Raw genomic sequence first — 24,945 nt, 5'->3', positions numbered from 1 at the left:
GACAAACTACCGAAAGTGTCTAGAACGAGTTCTACTCCGGGACCGGGCTCGCGCCGAAGAAATGCACCCACCCGGGATAGTTGCCGCTGTCCACGTCGTAGATCTGGAAGTCGAATCCACGACAGAGGCCGGTGTCCACGTCACGGAAGCGCAACCGGGGACGTTCGCGGAAGTAGGTGACCTCCCCGCGTTCCCACAGCGCCCGGAACTCCGGATAGCGCCCCAACTCGGTGAGCAGATCGATGAAGTGCTCGCCGGCCTGCAAGCGGCCGATGCGACCGCGCAACCCGGCCACCGACAGCGCCGCCGCGGACTCCCAGTCGACGACCGCGCGCCGCGCGACCTGCTCGCCGAACAGCCAGTGCAGAATGCTCGCCCCCTCGCGCAACCCCGGGAAGAACGTCCCCACGGCGGGATTGGCCGCCAGCAGATACCAGCGCGCGTCGAAGTAGGCCGCCGGACACGCGTGCAGTTCCAGACCGCGGCGCATGTCGGCGGTGGTGTCGGCACGGAGTTGGTCGACGGTGGGCGCGACGGTTTCCACCATGCCCGCGAGTTCGAACAGATGCCTGCGATCGGGGCGCGGCAGCGCGGCGATCCGATCCAGCGAGCGGATCAACCCTTCGACCACGACGCGGGTCGGCCTGCCGCGCTCGCCGCGCTCCAGATGTGTGAGATAGCTGACGCTCATCCCCGCCCCGACGGCGAGTTTCTCGCGCGAAACACCCCTGCTGAGCCGAAGTCGGCGCAGCAGTTCGCCGAAAGTCGGCGGCAACACCATTACCCCGGAGATATGCCCGCTCACCGTATCGACCACTCGCCATCCCCTCCGATGCGCCGTGAGTCCCATGACCCGTTACCGGTAATTGTTCGATGCCATCCAGGTGTCGTCGCACCCTATCCCGCGACGCCACCCCACCAACCGCCGATTGTCAGAATAATTTCAGCCGAAAGGATTTCGGACGTAGACACGCACTCATGACACCGTCACCGATGAACACCCCGGCCCGACATCACCTTTCGGCTATCTCTCGGCACAGATCCGACATATCCACCAGATGTGCCGGTAATTCCCTGTGAATGCCGGTCAACTCTCGCACACCGCACGGGCTTACACCAAGTCGCCTGGTAGACAGCTATGTTCTGGCTATCTTCACCTGTTCCGGTTCGATTCGGCCGATCGGGAATGAACAGTCCACGTTTCGGACCCGCGCGGGAACGTGTAGTCCAATGCGCACGACAGCATGGAATGCGCACCACGCACCGACCCCGATCCGGTTATCGCCGAGAGAACCGAACCCGCGTCGGCGAATAACTCGGCGCACCGCGGGGACTCGAAACCGGTCATACGCATCATCGGCGCTCGACTTCTCGTCCGCGCCACCGCATCGCGCCACCGAACCGGACAAACTCGTCCGGCGCGTCCGAGGAATCCTCGCTTGACCTCCCTGAATCACGGTGGTTCAATTCGGCTCGCCATGGGTCACACGAATCGAGCCGGGAACGACGCAGTGACGGTGAAACCTACCGACCAGCATGCGATTCCCACCGAATCCGAACCGCGCGGTCGACTCGCCGCGGAGCTTCGTCGTCTGCGCGATCTCGCGGGGATCTCCGGCCGCGATCTGGCGGGCCGGGTCGGCATCAGCCAATCCACCCTCTCCCGCATCGAGACCGGCAACGCGGTGCCCTCGCTACCGCAGGTACTGGCCTGGAGCCGGGAGGTCGGCGCGTCACCGGACACGGAATCGGTCCTGCGCAGGCTCACCGAAGCGGCGCATTCGGAGCTCAGTTCGTGGCGCACCGCGCTGGAGACGCGCGGGCACCTGCAAGACGAGGTGCGCGCCCAGGAGGCGGCCGCGCGCGCGGTGCTCAACTTCCAGCCCAACCTGATCCCCGGGCTGCTCCAGACCGCCGACTACGCGCGGCGGATCTTCGAGACCTTCCAGGTTCCCTACGCGGCCGACGAACTCGCCGCCGCGGTCGCCGCCCGACTACATCGCCAACCCGCGCTCTACGACCCGGGGCGGCGCTTCGAGTTCCTGCTCGGCGAAGGCGCGCTGCGGTTGCGCCCCGGCCCCGCACACGTCCTGCTGGCCCAGTTGGACCGGATCGCCTCGGTCAGCACGCTCGACACCGTCTCGGTGGGCGTCATCGCCGCCGACGCGCGGGCCACCACGACGATCCCGCACAGTTTCGTCCTCTACGACGGCGACGAACCGCACGTGGCGGTGGAGATGATCGACGCCAACCGACTCATCCGCGCGTCGGAGGAAGTCGAGATGTATCGCGAGCGATGGACGCTGCTGCGGCGCATGGCCGTCTTCGGCGACGACGCCCGCGCGTTCCTCGCCGCCGTCGCGGCCGACATCCGGCGCTCGGCGGACACCTGATGCCCCCTGCCCTCGAGAACGCGGCCCGCGGCTACGCGACGGTGCCGCGGCAACCCCGCCGCGGCACCGTCGCGGCGACGCTACGCGCCGAGGTCGAAATCGCCCGCGCGCACCGCGGTCAGGAACGCGCGCCACGCCGCGGGCGTGAACCGCAGGACGGGACCGGATCTGTCCTTGGAGTCCCGCACCGCGACCACCTCGCGGGTGACCGCGACCTCGACGCAATCACCGCCGCCGTCACTGAAGCTACTCTTTGCGAACTTCGCTATGAAGTCCCCTTCATCGAATGTGTTGTCTCTCATGATTTCTCCTCGGTCGCGGGGCCCGAATACCCGCTACGCCTTCCAGGAAAGCGCTCGAGAAGGGTGAACGTCATGACAATGTCCGGGGTGAAATCGGATCGGTTCCGGCGCACCACCCGGCACAATTCCTACAGTGAGGATTGATTCGGTGTCGACCGGTGGGCGCGGCCCCATACGCTCGGTCGTGCAATTCCGGGTGCTCGGCGTGGTCACCGCCGAGATCCACGGCACGAGCGTCGAACTCGGCGATATCGCCCAGCGCCGCGCGCTCACCGGACTCCTCGCGGCCCTTGGCCAATTCGTCAGCCGCGACGAATTGATGGACTGGGTCTGGGACATCCCGCCCGCCGATGCCCACACCGCGCTCGACGCCCTCATCGAGACCGTGCGCGCCGACCGTCTCGCGCCGATCGGCCTGGGCGACGCGCTGGTGTGCGGCGGCGGCATCCACAAGCTCGCGGTCCCGCCCGAATGGGTGGACCTGCACCGATTCCGCACGCTCACCGAACGCGCCGCCCAACTCGACGACGTGGACGCCCGCGAATTCCTCGCCGCCGCGCTGCATTCGGTCCGCGGCATCCCGCTGGCCGATCTGCCGGGCCGCCGGGTCGCGGAATTTCGGCGCGAGGTGGCCGAGGAAATCCGCGCCGCCGAAATCACCTTCGGGCGCATCGAGGTCGAACGCGGACGCGGATCGCGGATGTTGCCGCGGCTGGAACAACTGTTCCGCGATTTCCCCGGCGACGCCGCGATCGCCGAGGTCTACCTGGCCGCCCTGCACAGTTCCGGGCTCTCGCCCGCGATGGTCGCCGCGCGCACCCGCAGCGCCCGCCGGGCCAGAGAGAATTGGGCCGACGCCGCTCGCACGGCGTCGGCCCGGTGACCGGGGACGGTCGGACTACTTCTTGCGTTCCCGCTTTTCCCTGACCCGCACCGAAATACGCACGGGCGAACCGTTGAAACCGAATTCCTCGCGCAGGCGTCGCTCCAGGAAACGGCGATAACCCGCCTCCAGGAAACCCGTGGTGAACAGCACGAAGGTCGGCGGCCGTGTGCCCGCCTGGGTCGCGAACAGCACCCGCGGCAGCCTGCCGCCGCGCATCGGCGGCGGTGTCGCGGCCACGACCTCCTTGAGCCAGGTGTTCAACCGCCCGGTGGAGACGCGCTTGTCCCAGGACTCCAGCGCGGTCTCCATCGCGGGCACCAGTTTCTGCACCGCGCGACCGGTGTGGGCGGAGATGTTGACCCGCTGGGCCCACGGGACGCGGACCAGATCGCGGTCAACCTCCTTCTCCAGCACCAACCGCCGGTCCTCGTCCACCAGGTCCCACTTGTTGAACGCCAGCACCAGCGCGCGCCCGGAATCGGCGACCAGGCTGATCACCCGCAGATCCTGCTCGGTGACCGGCTGGGAGGCGTCGATCAGCATGATCGCGACCTCGGAAGCCTCCAGCGCCGATTTCGTGCGCAGCGAGGCGTAGAACTCGGTGCCGCTGGCGTGGGAGACCTTGCGGCGCAACCCCGCGGTGTCGACGAACTTCCAGATCTTGCCGCCCAAGTCGACCAGCGAGTCGACCGGGTCGACCGTGGTGCCCGCGACGTCGTGCACCACCGAGCGCTCGTCGCCGGAGAGCTTGTTGAGCAGACTCGACTTGCCCACATTCGGCTTGCCGACCAGCGCGACGCGCCGCGGCCCCTGCCCGCCGACACCTTCGCGCGGGGTCTCGGGCAGCGCCGCGAGCACGTCGTCGAGCAGGTCGCCGGTGCCGCGCCCGTGCGAGGCGCTGACCATGCGCGGTTCGCCGAGTCCGAGCGACCACAGCACCGCCGCCTCGGATTCCACGCGCTGGTCGTCGACCTTGTTGGCGACCAGGATGACCGGGATCTTCGCGCGGCGCAGTTTCTTCACCGCCGCCTCGTCGGTGGCGGTGGCGCCGACGGTCGCGTCGACGACCAGCAGGATCGCGTCGGCGGTCTCCATCGCCAACTCGGCCTGCCGGGCCACGTGCTGTTGCAGGCCCTTGGCGTCGGGCTCCCACCCGCCGGTGTCCTGCACCCAGAACCGCCGTCCCGACCAGTTCGCCTCGTAGGAGACCCGGTCGCGGGTGACGCCCGGAATGTCCTCGACCACCGCCTCGCGACGGCCGATGATGCGGTTGACCAGGGTCGACTTGCCGACGTTGGGTCGCCCGACGACCGCGAGCGTCGGCATGGCGAGATCCTCGCCCTGCTCCTGCTCACCGTCGAGATCGGCGATCTCCCATTCGGCTTCGTCGCTCCAGACGCCGTCGCCGGCGAGTACGTCCTCGTTCATCGGCCCGTCCTCGGCGCGTTCGTCGAGATCTGGTGGGCGACGACGCGATACAGCTCGTCGATGACCTCGTCCTTGGTCAGTTCACTGGTGTCGACCAGCACCGCGTCGCTCGCGGGCCGCAGCGGCGACACCGTGCGGGTGGAGTCGAGGTTGTCGCGGCGCTGCACGTCAGCCAGCACGGCGGCGTAGTCGTCGCCGCGTCCTTCGGAAATGTTCTGCTGGTTGCGTCGCCGCGCCCGCGCCTCGGCCGAGGCGGTCAGGTAGATCTTGGCGTCGGCGTCGGGCAGTACGACGGTGCCGATGTCGCGCCCCTCGACCACGATGCGCTGCGCGCTGAAGGTGATCTCGCGCTGCACCGCGACCAGCAGTTCGCGCACCTCGGCCACCGCCGAGACCGCCGAGACCGCCTTGGTCACCGCGTCACCGCGGATCTCGTGCGAGACATCCTCGCCGTCGAGGGCGATCAGTTCGCGCTCGGGATCGGTGCCGATGGTCAGCGGCAGTTCCTTGACCGCCGCGCCGATCGCCGCCGGATCGTCCAGGGCGACCCCGGCGCGCAGCACGCGCAGCGTCGCGACCCGGTACATCGCCCCGGTGTCCAGGTAGCGGGCGTTCAGACGACCCGCGAGCAGGCGCGACACACTGGATTTGCCCGTCCCCGACGGACCGTCCATCGCGACCACCAACGACTCGGTGCCCGAAAGCTTGCCCGCCGCATCATGCTGCACCGGAACCTCCACACCGTTCACAACGACACCGCCTCGTAGAGTTTGCCCACTTCGTCACGTCCGAGCACCCGCAGCGTGCCGGGCCGCTGATCGCCCAGGCTCACGGGACCGATATTCGTGCGCACCAACCGGTTGACCGGGTGACCGACCTCGTCGAGCAGTCGGCGCACGATGTGCTTGCGTCCCTCGTGCAACACCAGTTTCACCAGGGATCGTCCCTCGCCCAGTTCGAGCACCTGGAACCGGTCGACCTTGGCCGGGCCGTCCTCGAGTTCGACGCCGTCGCGCAGGCGTTTGCCGATGCGCCGGTTGTCGACCTCGCCGGTGACCGTCGCCAAATAGGTCTTGGAGACCTCGAAGGACGGGTGCATGAGCCGGTGTGCGAGATCGCCGTCGTTGGTCAGCAGCAGCAGACCCTCGGTGTCGGCGTCGAGTCGCCCGACGTGGAACAGCCGTTGACCGGCCGCGATCCGTTCGGCGACGATATCGCCGACGCACGGGCGACCCAGATCGTCGGACATGGTCGACTGCCAGCCCTTGGGCTTGTTCAGCGCCAGGTGCACCAGTTCCTCGCGCACCATGACGCGGGTGCCGTCGACGCGGACCACCGCGGTCTGCGCGTCGATGCGCAGGCCCTGTTCCCGCACGATCAGCCCGTCGACCTCGACGCGGCCCTGCGCGATGAGTTCCTCGGCGGCGCGGCGCGAGGCCACGCCCGCCTTGGCGAGCACCTTCTGCAACCGCTCGCCCTCGCCCCACGGCATCTTCTCGTGGGCGGCGCCCGACGACTCGGACTCCACGTACTGGCGGCGGGCCGGTTTGGCATTGCTGAGCAGCGGCGGCGCCGCGACCTGACGTTGCGGCTTGGGATTCTTGGTCTTGCGCGGCGCGGGTGCCTGGCCGGATTTCGCGGCCGGATTCTGCGACGAACGCGCCCCGGGGTTCGACCGGTTCGCCGGATCGCCGCCCGACCGCCCCGAGCCACCGGCGCGGGTTCCGGGAGCGCCCCCGGATCGGCCCGCGGGGTTGGCCCCCGAGCGGCCCGCGGTCGAGCCCGACCGGGTTCCGCGCTGTTGCTGTTCGCCGCGGGCGCCGCGGTCGGCGGCGGCTCCGCGCTGGGCCGCGCGCGCGCCGCGCGGTCCCGCTGTGCGGCCGGTACCCGCCCCGGAGGGCTGGTCGCCGCGTTTCCTACGATCCGGTGTGCCATCTCGGCGAGCGGAGGTATTCATCTGTCCTGTCTAATCCTCGGCACCGAGATCCAGGTCGGCCTCGGCGGGTTTTCTGAGCCTGGTGTACCGGGGGTCGGTCTCCAGACTCTCGTTGATCTCATCGATCAGGTCGACGCCCGGAAGCAAGGGCGCCAGCGGCGGCAGGTCGGTCAGTGACGCCAGGCCGATCCGCTCCAGGAACAACTCGGTGGTGCGGTACTGCGTGCCGTTGGTCTCCGGGTCGGCCCCGGCCTCGGCGATCAGCCCGCGCGCGAGCAACGTGCGCATCACACCGTCGACGTTGACCCCGCGCACCGCGCTGACCCTGGTCCTGGTGACCGGTTGGCGATAGGCCACCACCGCCAGGGTTTCCAACGCCGCCCGGGTCAATTTGGTCCGAGCGCCGTCGAGCAGCACCCGTTCCACATAGGGCGCGTACTCGCTGCGAGTATAGAAGCGCCACCCGTCGCCGACGAAACGCAGGTCGATGCCGCTGCCGCGGGCGGTGAGCGCCGCCGACATCTCCCGCAGCGTCCTGTCCACCCGCTCGGCGGTGTCGGCCAGGGCCGCGGCCAGCTGTTCGCTCGGGGCCGGGACATCGACGACCAGCAGCATCGCCTCGAGCGCGCAGCGGAACTCGTCCTCGTCGAGGACCTCGGGCTCGGCGGTCGCCACTGTGCTCGAGATCTCGGCGGTCGCCGCGGTGCTCGAGATCTCGGCGGTCGCCGCGGTGCTCGAGATCTCGGCGGTCGCCGCGGTGCTGGAGATCTCGCTCGCGTCCTCGTTCACCCGTAGTCCTCCTCGATCGTCACCGTCTGCTCGCCCGCCTCGGCGTGCTCGCCCAGCCAGCTGATCGCCAGCGGCCCGAGCGGATCGGGCTGGTCGAATTCGATGGTCTTGCCCCGGTACAGCTCGAGCAAGGCCAGGAACCGCGCCACGATCTGCACCGCCACCTCGCAGTCGGCGACCAGTTCGGCGAAACTCGTCCAACCGCCCGCGCCCCGCAGCTTGAGCTGCTCGAGCACCCGCGCCGCCTCCTCGGCCACCGAGATGGCGTGCGCGTGCAAATGGTCCAAGCCGACCCGCGGCGCCGGACGCGGCCGGAACGCCACCGCGGCGATCTGGGCCAGACCCGCCGCGTCCACCCCAAGGGTAACCTCGGGCATCAGGTCGGCGAAGCGCTCCTCGAGCCCGACCGCGCGCGGATACCGGCGCAGCGCCACGGCCTCGAGTTCGCCGAACAGTTCGGCGACCTGCTTGAACGCCCGGTATTGCAGCAGGCGCGCGAAGAGCAGGTCGCGGGCTTCGAGCAGTTCCAGATCCTCGGCGTCGGTCATCTCGCCCGAGGGCAGCAACCGCGCCGCCTTGAGATCGAGCAGGGTCGCGGCCACCACCAGGAATTCGGTGGTCTGATCGAGGATCTTGTCCGAGCGCAGGCCCTGCTCGCCCGCGCCCGCGGCCGTCAGGGCCTTGGTGTAGGCGATGAACTCGTCGGTGACCTGGTGCAGCGCGACCTCGGTGACGTCGAGCCTGCGCGAGCTGATCAGGGTCAACAGCAGATCGAAGGGGCCCTGGAAATTGCTGAGCGTGAGATGGAATCCCGGTGCCGCCGCCTCCTGGGCGGGCGCGGTGTCGTCGGGATCGGGTGGTGCGGCGGTGGTCGTCCGGTGCGCCGGGGTACTGGCTCCGCTCACCGGCCGGACCGGTGGATGACTTCCCGTGCCATCGCGCGATAAGCTTCGGCCCCACCGGATTTCGGAGCCCACGTGGTGATGGGCTCGCCCGCGACACTGGCATCGGGGAAGCGCACGGTGCGCGAGATGGCGGTGTCGTAGACCAGTTCGCCGAAGACCTCGACCACGCGGGCCATGACCTGTCGCGAATGTAGTAGGCGGGCGTCGAACATCGTCACCACGATGCCGTACAGGCTCAGGCGCGGATTCAGACGGTCGCGCACCTTCTCCACGGTGTCGTTGAGCAGCGCGAGCCCGCGCAGCGAGAAGTACTCGCACTCCATCGGAATGATGACGCCGTCCGAGCAGGCCAGCGCGTTCACCGTGAGCAGGCCGAGCGAGGGCTGGCAGTCGATGAGGATGTAGTCGTAGCGGTCGCGCACGGGGGCCAGCGCGCGCCCGAGGGTCTGCTCGCGGCCGACCTCGTTGACCAACTGGATCTCCGCCGCCGACAGATCGATGTTGCTGGGCAGCAGGTCCAGGTTCTCCACCCGGGTCGGCATCAGCACGTCATCGATCGAGGTGCGCGAACCGATCAGCAGGTTGTGCACGGTCTGGTCCAGGTCGTGGTGTGCCACGCCCAGGCCCGCCGACAGCGCGCCCTGCGGGTCCAGGTCGACCAGCAGCACCCGGCGGCCGTATTCGGCCAGCGCCGCGCCGAGATTGATGGTGGAGGTGGTCTTGCCCACCCCGCCCTTCTGGTTGCACATGGCCACGATCAACGCCTGGCCCTGACTCGGGACCGGTGGCGGGTCGGGAACCAGGCGCAGCGGGCGGCCCGTGGGACCAAGCTCACCGCTCTCCGGCACGGGTTCGACCCCGGCGCCCCACAGCGTCTCCGCCGCGGCGTCCGAATACGTTTCCGATCGGGGGCCCGAAAGCGGCTGCGCCCCAGCACCCATCGGCGGCTCCTGCGCCGCACCGGCTGTCGTCACGATCCGCTGCTCCTTATGCTTCTGCCCGTCGCCTCGCCGAGCGTAGCGAGACCGATCAGGCCCGACCTCGCTTTCGTACGGTCCAGCTCTCGATAGACGCTACCGCTCGAGAGCGCGAGATCCACGTTCGGACACGCGACACCGCGGGCGTCCCCGCCGATCGACATCACCACGGGAACCCCCTCCACGCTGTCCCGTGCCTGCTCGTCGCGCCGGGCGGACGAGCGACCGGAGAGTCTCGCACCGGACGATACCCGGTGCGGCATCGGCGAGAAACAGTGCCGCATCACCGGCTATCGCCGCGCACCCACCGCGGCGCGCCCACTGCTCAACGCGCCCGCGGATGTGCCGTTGCCCACACTTCGCGCAGCGTGCTGACGGTGACGAGGGTGTAGATCTGGGTGGTGGTCACCGAGGCGTGGCCCAGGAGTTCCTGGACGACACGGACATCGGCGCCGCCGTCGAGCAAATGCGTGGCGAAGGAGTGTCGCAGCGTGTGCGGCGAGACCGCCGCGGCGATTCCCGCGCGTTCGGCCGCGGTTTGCAGGACCTGCCAGGCGCTCTGGCGCGAGAGACGCCCGCCGCGCGCGTTGACGAACAGCGCGCGGCCGTTGCCGCGACCCGTCGCGGCCAGCGCCGGACGACCTCGCACCAGATACGCCTCGACCGCGGCCAGCGCCGGACGCCCGATCGGCACCATGCGCTGTTTACCGCCCTTGCCGCGCAGCGTGACCGAGCGTTCGGCGGTGTCGATGTCGTCCACGTCGAGGCCGACCATCTCCGAGATCCGCGCCCCCGTCGAATACAGCAGTTCCAGCAGGGCGCGGTCGCGCAGACCGCGCGGTCCGCCGTCGGTCGCGCCGGCCTGATCCGCCCCGTCGACGGGCCCGCCGCCCGCCGCCTCGAGCAACCGCAGGACTTGGTCGTAGGGCAGCGCTTTGGGCAGTCGCCTGCCCGGTGCGGGCGGTTTGACCCCGTGCGCGACATCGGTGCTGGTGATGCCCTCGGCGGCGGCGAAACGGTGCAGGCCGCGCACCGCGATCAGCGCCCGCGCGACCGAACTGGCCGCCAGCGGCGGATGTTCCGCGCCGCCCGCGCGCAGCGCCACGGTGAACTCGGCGACATCGGCCTCACCGACACGGTCGAGTTCGGCCACGCCGCGCGCGGTGAGGAATTCGCGATAGCGATCCAGATCGCGGCGGTAGGCGCCCAAGGTGTTGCGCGCGGCGCCGCGTTCGACCGCGAGATGGTCGAGGTAGGCGTCGATTTCCCGCGCTAGCACCCGGCCGCTCCCGTCAGTCTCCGGACCGCTCGGCCCGACGGCGTAGCAAGGCGGTGGACTGGCCGGGCCACGGCGCGTCGGCGGCGCGCGGCGCGATGCCCTCGGCGCGCGCCGCCGCCAGGGCGAGCACGCCCGCGACCGCGGTCGCGTTGGTGATCTCGCCTGCCAGCGCCGCGCGCACCGCCTCGGCCACCGGCATCCGCACCAACCGGATATCGGCTTCCTCGTTCTCCGGGTCGGGACGCCGCACCTCGTAGACCTCGCGCGCCAGATACACCCGCAGCGCTTCGTCGGTGAAGCCCGGCGAGAGCGCCACATCGACCAGCACCGACCATTCGCGCGCGGCCAGGCCCGTCTCCTCGGCCAGTTCCCGGCGCGCCGCCGTCAAGGGGTCCTCGCCCTCGATGTCGAGCAACCCGGCGGGCAGTTCGAGCAGGCGGCGACCGATCGGATGCCGGTACTGGTCGATCAGGATCAACCGGTCGTGCTCGTCGAGCGCCGCGATGGCTACCGCCGCGTGGTGTTCGATCACCTCGCGGTCGACCACCGCGCCGCCCGGCATCACGACCTGATCCACCCGCAGGGCCAGAATGGCCCCGCTGTAGACGGTCCGGCTCGACACCACCTCGAACGCGTGGCGACCGGCCGCCGATTCGTCCGTCACGTCCACGACTCCCTCACACTCACCACCCGCTGCCGATGTCCCCGGTGCACGCTATACCCCCGATCCCGCCCGCGCATTCGCATCGGCGACCCGGTCACGGGGGTGAGCGCGCTCACTCAGGAGTTCTGGTCGGCCCCGGCCAGTTCGGCGTCCGGGATGTCGACGGGAAGCCGCTCGGCCAGCTTGTACTTCAACGCCGCCGAGATCAGCGCCGCGAACAGCGGATGCGGACGCGTCGGCCTGCTCTTCAGCTCGGGATGGGCCTGGGTGGCCACGAAGAACGGGTGCGTCTCGGCGGGCAGTTCGACGAATTCGACCAGGTGCCCGTCCGGTGAGGTGCCGCTGAAACGCAGCCCGCTCGCCGCGATCTTGTCCCGGTAGGCGTTGTTGACCTCGTAGCGGTGCCGGTGCCGTTCGGAGACGTTCTCGCTGCCGTAGGCCAGCGCGACCACCGACCCCTTGGTCAGCGTCGCCGGGTAGGCGCCCAGGCGCATGGTGCCGCCCAGATCGGCCTCGCCCGCGACGATCTGCTCCTGATCGGCCATGGTCGAGATGACCGGATGGGGGGTGTCGGATTCGAATTCCGCGGAGTTGGCCTCGGTCAGCCCGACCGAGCGGGCCGCCTCGATGACCACGCACTGCAAGCCCAGACACAGTCCGAGCAGCGGGATGCCGCGGGTGCGGGCGAATCGGATCGCGCCCACCTTGCCCTCGATGCCGCGGATGCCGAAGCCGCCGGGGATCAGCACCGCGTCGACCTCACGCAACGCCGCCGCCGCGCCCGCCTCGGTCTCGCACTCGTCGGAGGCGACCCAGCGGATGCTCACCTTGGCCCGCGAGGCGAAACCGCCCGCGCGCAGCGCCTCGGTGACCGAGAGGTAGGCGTCGGGCAGGTCGACGTACTTGCCGACCAGCGCGACCTCCACCACCTCGCGCGGGGAGTGCACCCGGTCGAGCAGATCGCCCCACACGGTCCAGTCCACGTCGCGGAAGGGCAGGCCGAGCCTGCGCACCACGTAGGCGTCGAGGCCCTCGCGGTGCAGCACCTTGGGGATGTCGTAGATGGACGGGGCGTCCGGGGTGGAGATGCAGGCGTCGACCTCGACGTCGCACATGAGCGCGATCTTGCTCTTGAGCGCCTGGGGCACCTCGCGGTCGCAGCGCAGGATCAGCGCGTCGGGCTGGATGCCGATGTTGCGCAGCGCCGCCACCGAATGCTGGGTCGGCTTGGTCTTGAGCTCGCCCGAGGGCGCCAGGTACGGCACCAGCGACACGTGCAGGAAGAAGACGTTGTCGCGGCCCACGTCGTGGCGGATCTGGCGGGCCGCCTCCAGGAAGGGCTGCGATTCGATGTCGCCGACCGTGCCGCCGATCTCGGTGATCACCACATCGGGCACCTGACCTTGCAGGTCGGGTCCCTGCATCGCCAGGATGCGGTCCTTGATCTCGTCGGTGATGTGCGGGATGACCTGCACCGTGTCGCCCAGGTACTCCCCGCGCCGCTCCTTGGCGATGACCGAGGAGTAGATCTGCCCGGTGGTGACGTTGGCGTCCCGGGTCAGATCGCGATCGAGGAACCGCTCGTAGTGGCCGACGTCGAGATCGGTCTCCGCGCCGTCCTCGGTCACGAACACCTCGCCGTGCTGGAACGGATTCATGGTCCCTGGATCGACGTTGAGGTAGGGATCGAGTTTCTGCATGGTGACCCGCAGTCCCCGCGCGGTCAGCAGTTGACCGAGGCTGGAAGCGGTCAGGCCCTTACCCAATGAGGAGGCGACACCACCGCTGACGAAGATGTGTTTCGTGGCAGTTCGCGCCTGAATCCGTGTTTGACCCACGGGTCTTCACGGTAACACGACCGCCCCGGCCCCTCGGCACGCCACGCCTGTTTGCCCCGATGTCGCTGCACCGGCGCGCTCAGCGCGGCGTCGCCGCCACCGTCAGCGCGGTCGCCTGGTCGCCGGTCCCGTAACGTCCGGCCCCGCCCTCGAGCTGCTCGGGCAGGCCGAGCACGGCGGTGACCCGGCCGATCTCACGATCCAGGTTGTCCACGGTGGTGACCGCGGCGGCCAGCGGCGCGTCCGAGCGCACCACGGCGATCGGTCCGGGCTGCTCGGCCGCGCCCGCGCGACCGGCCAGGACGGTGCCCGCTCCGCGGGCCCGCAGCGCACCCGCGAACCGCGCGGCGTTCGAGCCCTGCCCGTTCCGGGCGGCGTGCGCGCCCTCGCCGGTCACCACCAGCGCCAGTTGCGCGGGTCGCACGGGGGTGTCGCCGTAGGCGAGGAAGCCGCCGCCGCGCAGGGTCTCCAGGACCAGGCCGAGTTCTTCCGGGGTGCTGCGGGGTTGCGCGTTGCCGGGGTCGAGCAGCAGCGTGAGCCCGAGCAGATCACCCGCCATGCTGCCCTGGTCGACCGCGCCGGTGCGCAGTTGCGCGCCCGCCGGGATGACGTTCATCAGCGCGGTGCGCATCCGGTCGCCCTCGCTCGCGTCCAGGAAGGCGTCGGTGAGCGCGATCCGGCCGGTCACCGCCGCCCCCGCGGTCTCGATCCCGTGGGTGACGGCCTCCACGTCGGCGGGGTCGGCGTCCGGGGTGGTGAACACCACCACGCTGCGTTCGGCCAGCCGTCCGGCCAGGATGCGACCGGCGCTGACGGCCAGGAACCGATCGGCGGCGTCGAGTTGTTCGGTGAGCCGGGCCGTGCGCCCGGTCAGCGTGTCGACCTGGTCGCCGAGGTCGGCGCGGTCCGAGCGGAGTCCCGAGACCATGTCCGCCGCCAGCGTCTGCGAGCCGAGGACCACCCCGACCGCGAGGGCCAGGAAGACCGCGACGAGCGAGATGGCGTGCTGGCGAAACGAAATCATGACGATCCTCCGCTCGTTGCGGACCGGCCCGCTAGCGGCCGGTCAGACCCCGCGCCCATAGGACCAGACGGTCCCAGGTGTCGATCGACCAGTTCAGGACGTCGCCTCCGGTGTTGGACGCGAGCAGCACGACGATCACCGCCACCAGGGCGGCCAGGACCACCATGGCGACCGCGACGCCGGACATCCGATTGCGGTAGAGCGTGGCCACGGCCTTGGCGTCCATGAGCGTGGACCCGACCTTGAGCCGGGTCAGGAAGGTGGCCGGATTGCTGTCACGGCGACCGCGATCGAAGAAGTCGTCGAGCGAGGCCGCCGCGCCCGCCGTGACGATCAGCGCCGCCCCGTGATGGTGGGCCAGCAGCAGGGCCAGGTCGGCGGCCGATCCCGAGGACGGGAACGTCGTCGCGCCGATGCCGAGATCCTGGATGCGGTCCAGGCCCTTGGCGTGGCCGTCGGTGTCGGCGGGCAGGATGACCTCCGCGCCGCAGCGCAGGGTGGCCGTGGTGATCTCCTCGGGGTCGCCGACGATCAGATCCGGCCGGTACCCCTGCTTCATCAAGGTGTCCGCGCCGCGTCCCACCCCGACCATGATCGGGGCGTACTCCTTGATGAACGGCTTGAGACGCTTGAGGTCGTCGAGATGGTCGCCGCCGTCGGCCACCACGACCACATGCCGACCGCGCACGCACAGATCCAGTTCGGGCACGCCGATGCCGTCGATCAGCAGCGCGCTCTCGGTGCGGACGAATTCGATGGTGTTGCCCGCGAACGCCTCCAGATGGTCGGCCAGGCCGTTGCGGGCCTCGATCATCCGCTCGGCGATGGCGGCCTCGGTCAGTTCGATGCCCTCGACCAGGACCTCGGGTTCCTTCTTGACGAGTTTGTCGGCGTAGACGACCCCGCCGTCGACGCGCACCTTCGCGCCGTCCTTGATCCGGGTGAAGGCGTCGGAGCTGACGGTGTCGAGCAGGCGGATGCCGTGGGCGACCAGGACCTCGGGGCCGAGGTTGGGATAGCGGCCGGAGATCGACGGTGAAGTGTTGATCACGGCGACGACCCCCGCCTCGACGAGCCGGTCCGCGGTCATGCGATCCAGATCCATCTCGTCGAGCACCACGATGTCGCCCGCGCTCGCGCGCCGCAGCAAACGACGGGTATTGCGGTCGACGCGGGCTGTGCCGGTCAGACCCGGCAGCGATTCGGCGTTCCTCGACAGCAGCGCGGGCATCCTCATGGCCCGATGATCTCCGCAATCACCAGGCCATCGGTGGAGGCGCGCCGTACCACGGGCCCGGTTCGGCACGGCGACATTTCCGGTCACGGCATCGTCCCGGGCGATTCTCCGCCTCGAATTCCGGGACGCTCGCTATCCCCCAGCGTCGCCCATCCGCCGCCCCCGAGGCGGTATTCGCGCCCCACCCGCCCCGCGCACCGACGGGCGCGGGCGATGCCGCCGGGCTATCGCCGCGCGGACGGAATCACCCGCAACGTGTGAGGGATCGATGTCCCGGCGGCGGGAAGGTGAGGCCACGCCGCGCGACAGCGCGACGCCAGCGTGCTGACGACGCCCTCACGGCGCGGCGGCCTCCGAAAGGGCTAAGAAGATGGATTTCTGGGACGTCATCTGGTTCATCATCGTCAGCTTCTTCTTCATCGCCTACCTGATGGTGATGTTCTCGATCCTGATGGACCTGTTCCGCGACCACGGGACCTCCGGCTGGGCCAAGGCGGTCTGGGTGGTCTGCTTGCTGTTCTTCCCGCTGATCACCGCGCTGGTGTACCTGATCGTGCGCGGCAAGGGCATGGCCGAACGCCGCGCGGCGGACACCATGCAGCTCAAGCAGGCCCAGGACGACTACATCCGCAAGGTCGCGGGCGCCGATCCGGCCGCGCAGATCGCCACCGGCAAGAAACTGCTCGACGACGGCGCGATCAGTTCCGAGGAGTTCGAGCAGATCAAACGCACCGCGCTGGCCTCGGCTTCGCACTGACCCGAGCGCGGACCGGGCCGAATACGGCATCGGGCCGAGTACAGCGGCCCGCCCTCACACCGAGGCGACCCGCCGATCGAGTTCGGCGGCTCGCCGCGGAAGGTCCGGCAGTTCCAGGTTCTCCCGGAAGGTCCGGCCGACATAGTCCGGGCCGACGATGCCGCGCTTGCGCAGTTCCGGCAGCAGCCCGTTCACCAGGAAATCCCGGGTGCGCGGATCGGCGAGGCCGCCCAGGGAGACCACGTCCAGGATGCCCGCGTCGTAGCGGGCCTGGATCGCGTCGGCGATCTGCTCCGGGGTGCCCGCCTCCGCCCAGTGGCCGGTGTCCTTGGCCGCGATGACGAGTTCGCGCAACGTCTTGCCCGAGCGCGCGAGCCTGCCGAAGATCTCCACCCGGCCCCGCCTGCGGTTGACCGAGGCGACATCGGGCAGCAGCGACTCGGGAATCGGCTTGTCCAGCGGCAGATCCGACAGGTCGACCCCGCCGCCGAACATGTCCTCGAGCGCCGCGCGCCCCGCCTCGAGATCGAACGACTCGGCCTGCTCGCGCACCAGTCGCCGCGCCTCGGCCTCGGTCGCGCCGTAGGTGGTGTGCAGCGAACTCATGATCAGCGGCAGTAGGCCACGGTCGAGACCGCCGGATCGATCGCGGCGGTGTAGACATCCACCGATCCGCTCACCCCGGTCACCGTCTTGAGCGGTCGACGCCGTTCGGCCATCCCGGTCTCCTCCCCGTGCCTCGGTTCGATTCCACGCTCCGCCACGGGACGCGCCGGGACAATCGCCACGATCACGGTGATTCCAATCGGAGGGTTTCATATCCGCCGCGCGCGCCTGTGATCCGAGCGACAAGGCGGCGTAGCGGGGCCGCCAACTGCCTATACACTTCCTGTCACAGACAGCTCGAAGAGGAGACAGCATGGCCAGCAGTACCATCGACGCCCTGATTCCGGCCCCCCGCGAAGCGGTGTACAACTTCTTCGTCGACCGCTCCGGGATCAATCCGTACGTGCCGGTCGACTTCATCCTCAAGCGCCCCGGAACCCCCGAACCCACCGGCGTCGGCGCGCAGTACCTGATCGGCAAGGGCGGCGTCGGCCTGCTCGAGGAGACCACCGTGCTGGTCCCGAACGAACGCATGGAATACAAGATCGTCAAGGGCGCGCCGGTCAAGCGGCACGTCGGCATCATCACCCTCACCGACGCGCCCAACGGCACGCTGGTCTCCTACACGATGGAGTCCGAGCCCAAGCTCCCCGTGCCCGCCAAGGCCACCGAACTGCTGCTCAAGCAACTGATCAACCAGTTCATCCGCGGCGCGGAGAAGTTCTTCGCCTGAGCCGACGTCGCCGGGCCCCGCACACGCGTGCGGGGCCCGCGCGTTTCCGGGTCAGGCGGGCGCGCGCTCGGCGCGGGCCGTCTCCAACAACTCCTCCGCGTGCGCGCGGCCGGTCTCGGTGTCGTCGAGGCCGGCCAGCATCCGCGCCAACTCGATCACCCGCTCGTCCTTCGTCAACGCCCGCACCCCGCTGTTGACCACACCCTTGCCGTCATCGGACTTGTCCACCACCAGGTGCGTGTCGGCGAACGCCGCCACCTGCGGCAGATGGGTGACCACGATGACCTGATGGGTGCGGGCCAACCGGGCCAGCCTGCGCCCGATCTCCACGGCCGCGCGACCGCCCACGCCCGCGTCGACCTCGTCGAACACCATCGTCGCGCCGTGATCCGAACTCGACAGCACCACCTCGAGCGCCAACATCACCCGCGACAGCTCACCGCCGGACGCGCTCTTGCTCAACGGCAGCGACTGCGCACCCGAATGCGCCGCCAACCGGAACTCCACCTCGTCGACGCCTGCCGACCCCGCGTGCACCCGCACGCCGTCGATCTCGATCGGCGCGGAATCCTGCGCGGCCGCCGGCATCGGGCGCACCTCGACCGCCAACTTCGCCTTGCCCATCGCCAAGCCGGCCAGTTCCGTGCTGACCGCCGCCCCGAGCCGACCCGCCGCCTTCGTGCGCGCCGCCGTCAGCTTCTTCGCCGTCTCGGCCACCTTCGCCGCCGCCAGATCCACCTCGGAGGCCAACTTGGCCAGCGCCTCCTCGGACACGTCCAGCGAGGCCAACCGGGTGCGCGACTCCTCGGCCCAGGCGATCACGCCGTCGATGTCGGGCGCGTACTTGCGGGTCAGGCTCTTGAGTTCGGCTTGGCGGGTCAACAGCGAATCCAGCGCCCCGGGATCGGAGGGCAGATCCGACAGGTAGCCGCTCAGCTCGGTGGTCAGATCGACCACCACCGCGATCGCCTCCCCCAACCTGGGTGCCAACGCCGACAGCGCCGGATCCTCGGCCGACTCCACCCGAGCCCGCGCCGCGCCCAGCAATTCCAATGCGCCGGAACCGTCCTCGGGCGCGTCCGCCAGACCGGCCAGCGCGGCGTGCGCCGTGGCCGCGGCCTCGCGCAGCGAATCCAGATCGCTGAGCCTGCGCACCTCGGCCACGATGCGCGCGTCCTCGCCGGGTTCCGGTGCGATGGCGTCGATCTCACTCAGCGAATGGGTCAGCCGATCGGCCTCCAACGCCAATTCCCGGCTGCGCGCCATCCGCTCGAGCAGTTCCGAGCGCGCCTCCAGCCAGGACCGCCGACTGGCCCGGTACTTGCGCAACAGCGGGGCGACGGTGTCGGAAGCGAACTGGTCCAGAGCGTTCACCTGCTGTTCCGGACGTTGCAGCCGCAGTTGATCGTTCTGCCCGTGCACCGTCAACAGCGGCGCGCTGAACTCCGCCAGCACCGAGGCGGGCACCCCGCGACCGCCCAGATGCGCGCGCGAGCGACCGTCGCTGCCGACCGTGCGCACCGCGATCACGCTGCCGTCGTCGTCGGCCTCGGCCGCGGCCGACTCCAGCACCGCGGTGACCTCCGCGCGTGCCGCGTCGTTGACGTCCTCGACGGTGAACCGGCCCTCGACCACCGCGCGGCGCGCGCCCGAACGGACCCGGCCCGCGTCGGCCCGCGCCCCGCTCAGCAGATGCAGACTGGTGACCACCATCGTCTTGCCCGCGCCGGTCTCACCGGTCAGAACGGTCAGACCCTCGTGGAATTGCGCGGTGGCGGTGGATATGACGCCGAGTCCGTCAATCCTGATCTCTGTCAGCACGTGTGCTCTCCGTTCGCCGTCGGCCACGCCAGCCTGTCACGGGCAATTGGAACTTGCGCACCATCCGATCCGCGAACGGCGCGGAGTCCAACCGTACCCAGCGCACCGGCTGGGTCCCGCTGACCGCCTCCACCCGGCCGCCGCGCGGCAACGCCAGAGTGCGCCTGCCATCCAGGAAAACTATCGCATCGTGGCCGGTGGCAACCGATTCCACCGCGATACGCGAGGCGGGACTGGTCACCAGCGGCCGGGCGAACAACGCGTGCGCGTTGCTCGGGATCACCAGCAGCGCCTCGAGTTCGGGCCACACCACCGGGCCTCCCGCCGAGAACGCGTAAGCGGTGGAACCGGTCGGCGTCGCGATGAGGATTCCGTCGCAGCCGAAGGCCGACACCGGCCTGCCGTCCACCTCGAGCACCACCTCGAGAACGCCCATCCTGGACGCGTTCTCGATACTGGCCTCGTTCAGCGCCCACCCGGATTCGACGATCTCGTCCTCCACGCGGACCGTGACGTCGATCGTCATCCGGTCCTCCACGCGGTAGTCGCCGCGCACCACCTGCGCCAACGCCTCGTCCAGATGTTCGGCCTCGGCCTCGGTCAGGAATCCGATCCGGCCCAGGTTGATCCCGAGCACCGGCACCATGGCGGGCCGCGCCAGTTCCGCGGCGCGCAGGAAGGTTCCGTCGCCGCCGAGCACCAACACCATCTCGCAGCCCTCGGCCGCGCGCGGATCGTGCGGCACCACCCGCGCGGGATAACCACCCGGTTCGGCGACCGCCAGCACCGTCGCGGCCGTCTGCTCGTATTCGAACCGCGTGCTGTCCGCCTCGTCGGCGAGCACGCGCAACCCGATCCCCGCGTCCGCGAAGATCTTCGCCACCCGGTGCGCGGTCTCGATGATCTCCGCCCGCCCCGGATGCGACACCAACAGGATCTCCCGGCCCGGCGCGTTCATCGTGGCCCCTCCTCGACCGCCCGTTCCACCAGCGCGGCAACGCGGTCCGCGTCGAATTCGACCCGCCCCTCGTTGCGCAACCACAGGAAATACTCGACATTGCCCGACGGACCCGGCAGCGGACTGGCCACCGCGCCCACCGTGGTCAACCCGTGCTCGGCCGCGACCCGCGCGACCTCGCGCACCGCCTCGGCGCGCAACAGCGGATCACGCACCACCCCACCGGAACCCACGCGCTCCTTGCCGACCTCGAACTGCGGCTTGACCATCGGCAGCAGATCCGCGCCCGGCGCCGAACACGCCGCCAACGCGGGCAGCACCAGCGCCAAGGAGATGAACGACAGGTCGCCCACCACCAGATCGACCGGACCGCCGAGGATTTCGGGCGTCAGCCCGCGCACGTTCGTGCGATCCAGCACCGTGACCCGCTCGTCGGTCCGCAAGCGCCACACCAACTGTCCGTAGCCGACGTCGACCGCGACCACCGCCGCCGCTTCCCGCGACAGCAGCACATCGGTGAACCCGCCCGTGGACGCGCCCGCGTCCAGGCAGCGCTTCCCGGCGACGGCCAGCCCGGCGGGCTCGAACGCCTCCAGCGCGCCCAGCATTTTGTGCGCACCGCGCGAAGCCCACGACACCTCGTCGACGTCCTCGCGCACCACCAGCGGCGTCCCCGTCTCCACGGCCGTGGCCGGCTTCACCGCCACCGTTCCGGCAATCAGGACCCGACCCGCGCCGATCAACTCGACCGCGTGTTCCCGCGACCGCGCCAACCCACGGCGAACCAGTTCGGCGTCCACCCGCGCACGCCTGGCCACCTCAGATCTTGTCCACCGTGGCCAGGGCCCGGACCAGCACCTCGTGCGCCTGCTCCAGGATGTGGGCACGCCGGGTGAGGTCGGCGCCGGATTCGGCGGTCTGCTCGGCACCCCACGCGGGACGCGTCGCCAACTCCGCGAGCAACGCGTCGATCTCGGCGCGCACGGCGGCCGGATCGGCGGGTTCGGCGTGCCCGTGCGGACCGGGCAGCGGCCGGCCCGGCAGCGGCGGACCGGGCACGGGGGCGCCGGGTCGGGGGCCGTTCGGGCGGGGAGTCGGAGTAGTCATCGTGCGCACAACGCTATCGGATTTCCGAACGGCACGCCCGTACCGTCACCGCCCGGCCCGGATGACGCGCCAGCGCCCGCGCCAGCTCCGCCCCCAGGTCCACCGGGCCCTCGAGCGCCACGGGCGGATGGTTGAGCGCGTCCAGATCCCGCGCGACGAAGGTGGGCACCCGTTCCGGCGGGGCCGCGGCCAACTCGTCCAGAGTGCTCACGCCGGTCAACACCAGCAGCGAATCCAACCCCACGCGATCGGCCCCCTCGATATCGGTGTCCAGGCGATCGCCCACCACCAGTGCCGCGCGTGCCCCGGCGCGCTCCAAGGCGTCCTCGAGCAGCGGCGCGTACGGCTTGCCCGCCACGACCGGATCCTGATCGGTCGCCGTCGCCACCGCGGCCACCATCGACCCGTTGCCGGGCGCGAGGCCGCGCTCGTTCGGCAACGTCCGGTCGGTGTTGGCGGCGACCCACAGCGCACCCGCGCGGATCGCGTAGGCGGCCTCGGCCAGATCGGTCCACGCCGTCAGCGGGTTGTGCCCCTGCACCACGGCGTCCGGGACGACCTCACCGAAACGGCGCACCGGCTTCAACCCGACCTCGGCCACCTCGGCCACCAGATCCTCGGTGCCGACCACCAGCACCGTCGCGCCGGGCGCCAGCCGTCCGGCCAGCAGACGCGCCGCCGCCTGGGCGCTGGTGACAACCTCGTCGGTGTCGGCCGCGAAACCGAGTTCACGCAGGTGACCGGCCACCGAGCCGGGGCTGCGACTGGCGTTGTTGGTGACGTACACCAGTCGCTGATCGGCCGCACCGCCCGCCAACGCGGCAGGCGCGCCCTCGATCACCTCGGCACCCCGGTACAGGGTGCCGTCCAGGTCGAGCAGCAGGGCCGCGTAGCGATCCCGTAGTCGCGTCACACCAGTCTCACTTCGTCCTCGCCGACCGGCCGGAGGGCCGTTCGCAGCCGTACCGCTCCGACATCCCGGCCGCGCGCCGGGACCACCGAACCCTACGCCCGCGCACCGACACCCGCCGATCCGTCCCCGCTACTGCTCGCCGGTCAACTCGGCGGCGCGCTCCTCGGCGTCGGTCTCGCCGTCCAGATCGGCCGAGGCCGAATTCAGGAACCACTCCAGGCCCTCGGCGGTCCGTCCCGCCGCCACCAACGCATCGGCGTAGGCGTAGAACAGGCGGGCCGCAGCCGACCCGGTGCGCTGCGGATCGAGATCCGAAGTCTGCAACGTCACCACGGCCTGATCGAACTGCCCCAGATCCATCCGCGCCCCGGCGACCACGATGCGCAGTTCGGCGGCCTCGTCACCGGTCAGTTCGCGGGCCTCGTCGCTGCGGCCCAGTTCGATCGCGCGCTCCGGGCGACCCAGACCGCGCTCGCAATCCGCCATCACCGCCAGCAGACCGGAACCGCCAGACATCCGCCGCGCGGTCCGCAACTCCGACAGCGCCTCGGCCCATTCGCCCGCGTGATAGGCCGTCACACCCGCGGTCTCCCGGACCACCGCGATCCGCCCGGCCCGCTGCCGCGCCGCACGCGCGTGCGCCAGCGCCAACTCCGGATCGTCCTCGATCAGTTGCACCGCCATCACCAGATGGCGCGCCACCGTCTCGGCATTGCCCTTGTCCAGACTCAGCAGATCCCGGCGGATCGCGGTGTCCAGATCAGCTGCCTGCACCTCATCGGGCAGATCCGGCTCTTCCGGACGCGGCGGACGCCGATCCAGCGACCGCCCGGGCCGCGCACCCTCGCCGCCCCGACGACGATCCTCGCCGTCGCGACGGTCGAAACGACGCTCACCGGCATCGTCGCGCTCCGAACCGCTCCGCTCACCGTCACGAGGGGCATCCGACCGGCCGGCGTCGTCACGATCCGAACCGCCGCGGCGGAAACCGCCACCGGTCGACTCACCGCCGCGCGTGCCGCTGTCGCCGGACCCACCGCGCCGGAAACCACCGCTCATGACATCGTCCCCGCCCGAACCGCGGGTCTCGCTCTCACCGCGCGATCCGGAATCACCCGAACCGCTGCGGCGGAAACCGCCTTTGTCGCCGGAATCGTCACGGCGGAAGCCACCGCGCTCACCCGAGCCACCATGCGCACCGCCGCGGCGGAAGCCACCTTTGTCGCCGGAGTCGTCGCGACGGAAACCACCACGGTCGCCCGAATCGCCGCGCGCGCCTGAATCTCCCGCACCGCCACGGCGGAAGCCGCCCTTGTCACCGGAATCGTCGCGACGGAAGCCACCCTGTGGACGCGAATCGCGCCGGTCCTGGCCGCCGCGCTCGCCGAAGTCACGATCCGAACCGCCCCGGCGGAAGCCACCCTTGTCACCCGAGTCGTCGCGACGGAATCCGCCACGCTCACCGGAGCCACCGTGGGAACCGCCGCGACGGAAACCGCCCTTGTCACCGGAATCGTCGCGACGGAAACCACCGCGCTCACCGGAGTCGCCGGAGCTACGGCGGAAGCCACCTTTGTCGCCGGAATCATCACGGCGGAAACTGCCCTGTGGACGCGAATCGCGCCGGTCCTGGCCGCCGCGCTCGCCGAAGTCACGATCCGAACCGCCCCGGCGGAAGCCACCCGAAGGACGGTCGCCCCCGCGGTCGTCGGAACGCGCCGGGCCGCGATCGGAGAAACGCCGATCGCCGCCACGCTGATCGTCGCGACGCGGGAAACCTTTGTCGCCGGAGTCACGGGACGGGCCGCGCTCGTCGTCGCGACGGAATCCGCCGAGCGAACCCGAGTCGCGGTTGTAGCCGCCACGGCCGCTGTCGCGGTTTCCGCCGCCCGAATCACCGCGGCGGAAGCCACCCTGTCCGGAGCCGCGATCATCGCGATCCCCCGAACGTTTGAAGCCGCCGCGACGCTCACCGCCGTCACCGCCACGGTTGTCCTCGCGCCGGAAGCCACCGCCCGACCCCGCGCCGCGACCGCCGGAATCGCGATCACCGCCCCGATCGTTCGAATCGCCGCCGCGGCGGAAACCGCCGCGCTCGTCGGAACCCCGCGCACCGGCGGAGCGATCCCGATCACGTCCTTCGCCGGCGCCGGCGCCGGCGCCTCGGGACGGGCGATCGGACCCCTCGCCGCGTCGGAAGGACTTCCGACCGTCGTTGTGTTCCGACACGGGTGTTCCCTTTCTCGGTTCTTCTCGGCCGAACGGACCGGGTGGTGCGTGGACGCCCCTCGAATTCAATCACGCGCGGCCGAGGGGCGGGGACGAGGCAGCGCGGTACGGGCACGAAAGGTGCCCAAACGCCGATAGGGGACCCAGAATCTGGGTCCCCTAT

The 24,945-nt window shown here is 70.3% G+C and carries 24 protein-coding genes and 1 pseudogene; 5 read left to right on the top strand and 20 right to left on the bottom strand.

Features of this window, described 5'->3' with window-relative positions:
* Positions 1 to 31: 31 nt before the first annotated feature.
* Positions 32 to 781, bottom strand: coding sequence for a helix-turn-helix transcriptional regulator (locus ON30_RS10830; protein ID WP_051029170.1), 750 nt, complete (start codon positions 779 to 781; stop codon positions 32 to 34).
* Between the two features lie 730 nt (positions 782 to 1,511).
* Between ON30_RS10830 and ON30_RS10825 the strand changes: the two genes are divergently transcribed.
* A complete protein-coding gene (locus ON30_RS10825) occupies positions 1,512 to 2,393 on the top strand; it encodes a helix-turn-helix domain-containing protein (RefSeq protein ID WP_218006247.1) in 882 nt (293 codons plus the stop codon).
* 80 nt (positions 2,394 to 2,473) lie between these two features.
* On the opposite strand, the gene ON30_RS10820 is transcribed toward ON30_RS10825, so the two are convergent.
* Positions 2,474 to 2,695, bottom strand: coding sequence for a DUF397 domain-containing protein (locus ON30_RS10820; protein ID WP_051029169.1), 222 nt, complete (start codon positions 2,693 to 2,695; stop codon positions 2,474 to 2,476).
* A 133-nt stretch (positions 2,696 to 2,828) separates the two neighbouring features.
* Between ON30_RS10820 and ON30_RS10815 the strand changes: the two genes are divergently transcribed.
* Positions 2,829 to 3,578, top strand: a complete 750-nt coding sequence (locus ON30_RS10815) for an AfsR/SARP family transcriptional regulator (protein ID WP_157183684.1) — start codon at positions 2,829 to 2,831, stop codon at positions 3,576 to 3,578.
* Positions 3,579 to 3,593: 15 nt separating this feature from the next.
* Here ON30_RS10815 and der read toward each other — a convergent pair whose 3' ends face one another.
* The 11 genes from der to steA all read right to left on the bottom strand — a co-directional run bounded on the left by der (position 3,594) and on the right by steA (position 15,658).
* Positions 3,594 to 5,009 carry a ribosome biogenesis GTPase Der gene (gene der, locus ON30_RS10810; RefSeq protein ID WP_040706253.1) on the bottom strand — a complete coding sequence of 472 codons (1,416 nt, stop codon included), beginning with the start codon at positions 5,007 to 5,009 and terminating at the stop codon, positions 3,594 to 3,596.
* The gene (gene cmk, locus ON30_RS10805) at positions 5,006 to 5,683 is read right to left on the bottom strand and encodes a (d)CMP kinase (protein WP_040706342.1); all 678 of its coding nucleotides are present in this window, start codon (positions 5,681 to 5,683) and stop codon (positions 5,006 to 5,008) included. Before cmk ends, der begins: the two co-directional genes overlap by 4 nt.
* A 71-nt stretch (positions 5,684 to 5,754) precedes the next feature.
* Positions 5,755 to 6,966 (bottom strand): pseudouridine synthase, encoded by a 1,212-nt coding sequence (locus tag ON30_RS10800; RefSeq protein ID WP_083911301.1) that lies wholly within the window; start codon positions 6,964 to 6,966, stop codon positions 5,755 to 5,757.
* Between the two features lie 9 nt (positions 6,967 to 6,975).
* Positions 6,976 to 7,659 (bottom strand): SMC-Scp complex subunit ScpB, encoded by a 684-nt coding sequence (gene scpB, locus ON30_RS10795; RefSeq protein WP_051029178.1) that lies wholly within the window; start codon positions 7,657 to 7,659, stop codon positions 6,976 to 6,978.
* 71 nt (positions 7,660 to 7,730) lie between these two features.
* The gene (locus ON30_RS10790) at positions 7,731 to 8,639 is read right to left on the bottom strand and encodes a segregation and condensation protein A (RefSeq protein ID WP_051029168.1); all 909 of its coding nucleotides are present in this window, start codon (positions 8,637 to 8,639) and stop codon (positions 7,731 to 7,733) included.
* Complete coding sequence (locus ON30_RS10785) at positions 8,636 to 9,613, bottom strand: ParA family protein (RefSeq protein ID WP_373282534.1); 978 nt, start codon at positions 9,611 to 9,613, stop codon at positions 8,636 to 8,638. Before ON30_RS10785 ends, ON30_RS10790 begins: the two co-directional genes overlap by 4 nt.
* Before the next feature lie 328 nt (positions 9,614 to 9,941).
* Positions 9,942 to 10,895 (bottom strand): site-specific tyrosine recombinase XerD, encoded by a 954-nt coding sequence (xerD, locus tag ON30_RS10780; RefSeq protein WP_040706251.1) that lies wholly within the window; start codon positions 10,893 to 10,895, stop codon positions 9,942 to 9,944.
* Between the two features lie 13 nt (positions 10,896 to 10,908).
* Positions 10,909 to 11,559: an NUDIX domain-containing protein gene (locus ON30_RS10775; protein WP_040706334.1), complete on the bottom strand. Its 651-nt coding sequence runs from the start codon at positions 11,557 to 11,559 to the stop codon at positions 10,909 to 10,911.
* Between the two features lie 116 nt (positions 11,560 to 11,675).
* On the bottom strand, positions 11,676 to 13,397 hold the full coding sequence (gene pyrG, locus ON30_RS10770) for a CTP synthase (RefSeq protein WP_040706250.1): 1,722 nt from the start codon (positions 13,395 to 13,397) through the stop codon (positions 11,676 to 11,678).
* Positions 13,398 to 13,476: 79 nt separating this feature from the next.
* Complete coding sequence (locus ON30_RS10765) at positions 13,477 to 14,421, bottom strand: copper transporter (RefSeq protein ID WP_040706249.1); 945 nt, start codon at positions 14,419 to 14,421, stop codon at positions 13,477 to 13,479.
* Between the two features lie 31 nt (positions 14,422 to 14,452).
* Complete coding sequence (gene steA, locus ON30_RS10760; protein ID WP_040706248.1) at positions 14,453 to 15,658, bottom strand: putative cytokinetic ring protein SteA; 1,206 nt, start codon at positions 15,656 to 15,658, stop codon at positions 14,453 to 14,455.
* Between the two features lie 370 nt (positions 15,659 to 16,028).
* Between steA and ON30_RS10755 the strand changes: the two genes are divergently transcribed.
* Positions 16,029 to 16,415 (top strand): SHOCT domain-containing protein, encoded by a 387-nt coding sequence (locus ON30_RS10755; RefSeq protein ID WP_040706247.1) that lies wholly within the window; start codon positions 16,029 to 16,031, stop codon positions 16,413 to 16,415.
* A 54-nt stretch (positions 16,416 to 16,469) separates the two neighbouring features.
* Here ON30_RS10755 and ON30_RS10750 read toward each other — a convergent pair.
* A pseudogene (locus tag ON30_RS10750) lies at positions 16,470 to 17,042 on the bottom strand (LLM class oxidoreductase); the annotation flags it as partial.
* A 292-nt stretch (positions 17,043 to 17,334) separates the two neighbouring features.
* On the opposite strand from ON30_RS10750, the gene ON30_RS10745 reads away from it, so the two are divergent.
* Positions 17,335 to 17,754: an SRPBCC family protein gene (locus ON30_RS10745; RefSeq protein WP_040706246.1), complete on the top strand. Its 420-nt coding sequence runs from the start codon at positions 17,335 to 17,337 to the stop codon at positions 17,752 to 17,754.
* Positions 17,755 to 17,805: 51 nt separating this feature from the next.
* Here the strand turns inward: ON30_RS10745 and recN are convergent, their stop codons facing one another.
* The 6 genes from recN to ON30_RS10715 form a co-directional block, all read right to left on the bottom strand.
* Positions 17,806 to 19,575, bottom strand: coding sequence for a DNA repair protein RecN (gene recN, locus ON30_RS10740; protein ID WP_040706245.1), 1,770 nt, complete (start codon positions 19,573 to 19,575; stop codon positions 17,806 to 17,808).
* Entirely contained in the window at positions 19,553 to 20,533 is a 981-nt protein-coding gene (locus tag ON30_RS10735) for an NAD kinase (protein ID WP_040706329.1), read from the bottom strand. The genes recN and ON30_RS10735 overlap by 23 nt, the downstream gene beginning before the upstream one ends.
* Positions 20,530 to 21,351 carry a TlyA family RNA methyltransferase gene (locus ON30_RS10730; RefSeq protein ID WP_040706244.1) on the bottom strand — a complete coding sequence of 274 codons (822 nt, stop codon included), beginning with the start codon at positions 21,349 to 21,351 and terminating at the stop codon, positions 20,530 to 20,532. The genes ON30_RS10735 and ON30_RS10730 overlap by 4 nt, the downstream gene beginning before the upstream one ends.
* 1 nt (position 21,352) lies before the next feature.
* Positions 21,353 to 21,640, bottom strand: a complete 288-nt coding sequence (locus tag ON30_RS10725; protein WP_040706327.1) for a hypothetical protein — start codon at positions 21,638 to 21,640, stop codon at positions 21,353 to 21,355.
* Between the two features lie 13 nt (positions 21,641 to 21,653).
* Positions 21,654 to 22,553 (bottom strand): HAD-IIA family hydrolase, encoded by a 900-nt coding sequence (locus ON30_RS10720; RefSeq protein ID WP_040706243.1) that lies wholly within the window; start codon positions 22,551 to 22,553, stop codon positions 21,654 to 21,656.
* A 129-nt stretch (positions 22,554 to 22,682) separates the two neighbouring features.
* The gene (locus ON30_RS10715; RefSeq protein WP_083911310.1) at positions 22,683 to 23,612 is read right to left on the bottom strand and encodes a tetratricopeptide repeat protein; all 930 of its coding nucleotides are present in this window, start codon (positions 23,610 to 23,612) and stop codon (positions 22,683 to 22,685) included.
* Between the two features lie 414 nt (positions 23,613 to 24,026).
* On the opposite strand from ON30_RS10715, the gene ON30_RS38985 reads away from it, so the two are divergent.
* Positions 24,027 to 24,920 (top strand): hypothetical protein, encoded by an 894-nt coding sequence (locus tag ON30_RS38985; RefSeq protein ID WP_157183683.1) that lies wholly within the window; start codon positions 24,027 to 24,029, stop codon positions 24,918 to 24,920.
* Positions 24,921 to 24,945: the final 25 nt, after the last annotated feature.

The organism is Nocardia takedensis NBRC 100417 (genome assembly GCF_000308695.1).
Classification (GTDB): Bacteria; Actinomycetota; Actinomycetes; order Mycobacteriales; family Mycobacteriaceae; genus Nocardia; species Nocardia takedensis.
This window is presented reverse-complemented; position numbering and strand designations above follow the sequence as displayed.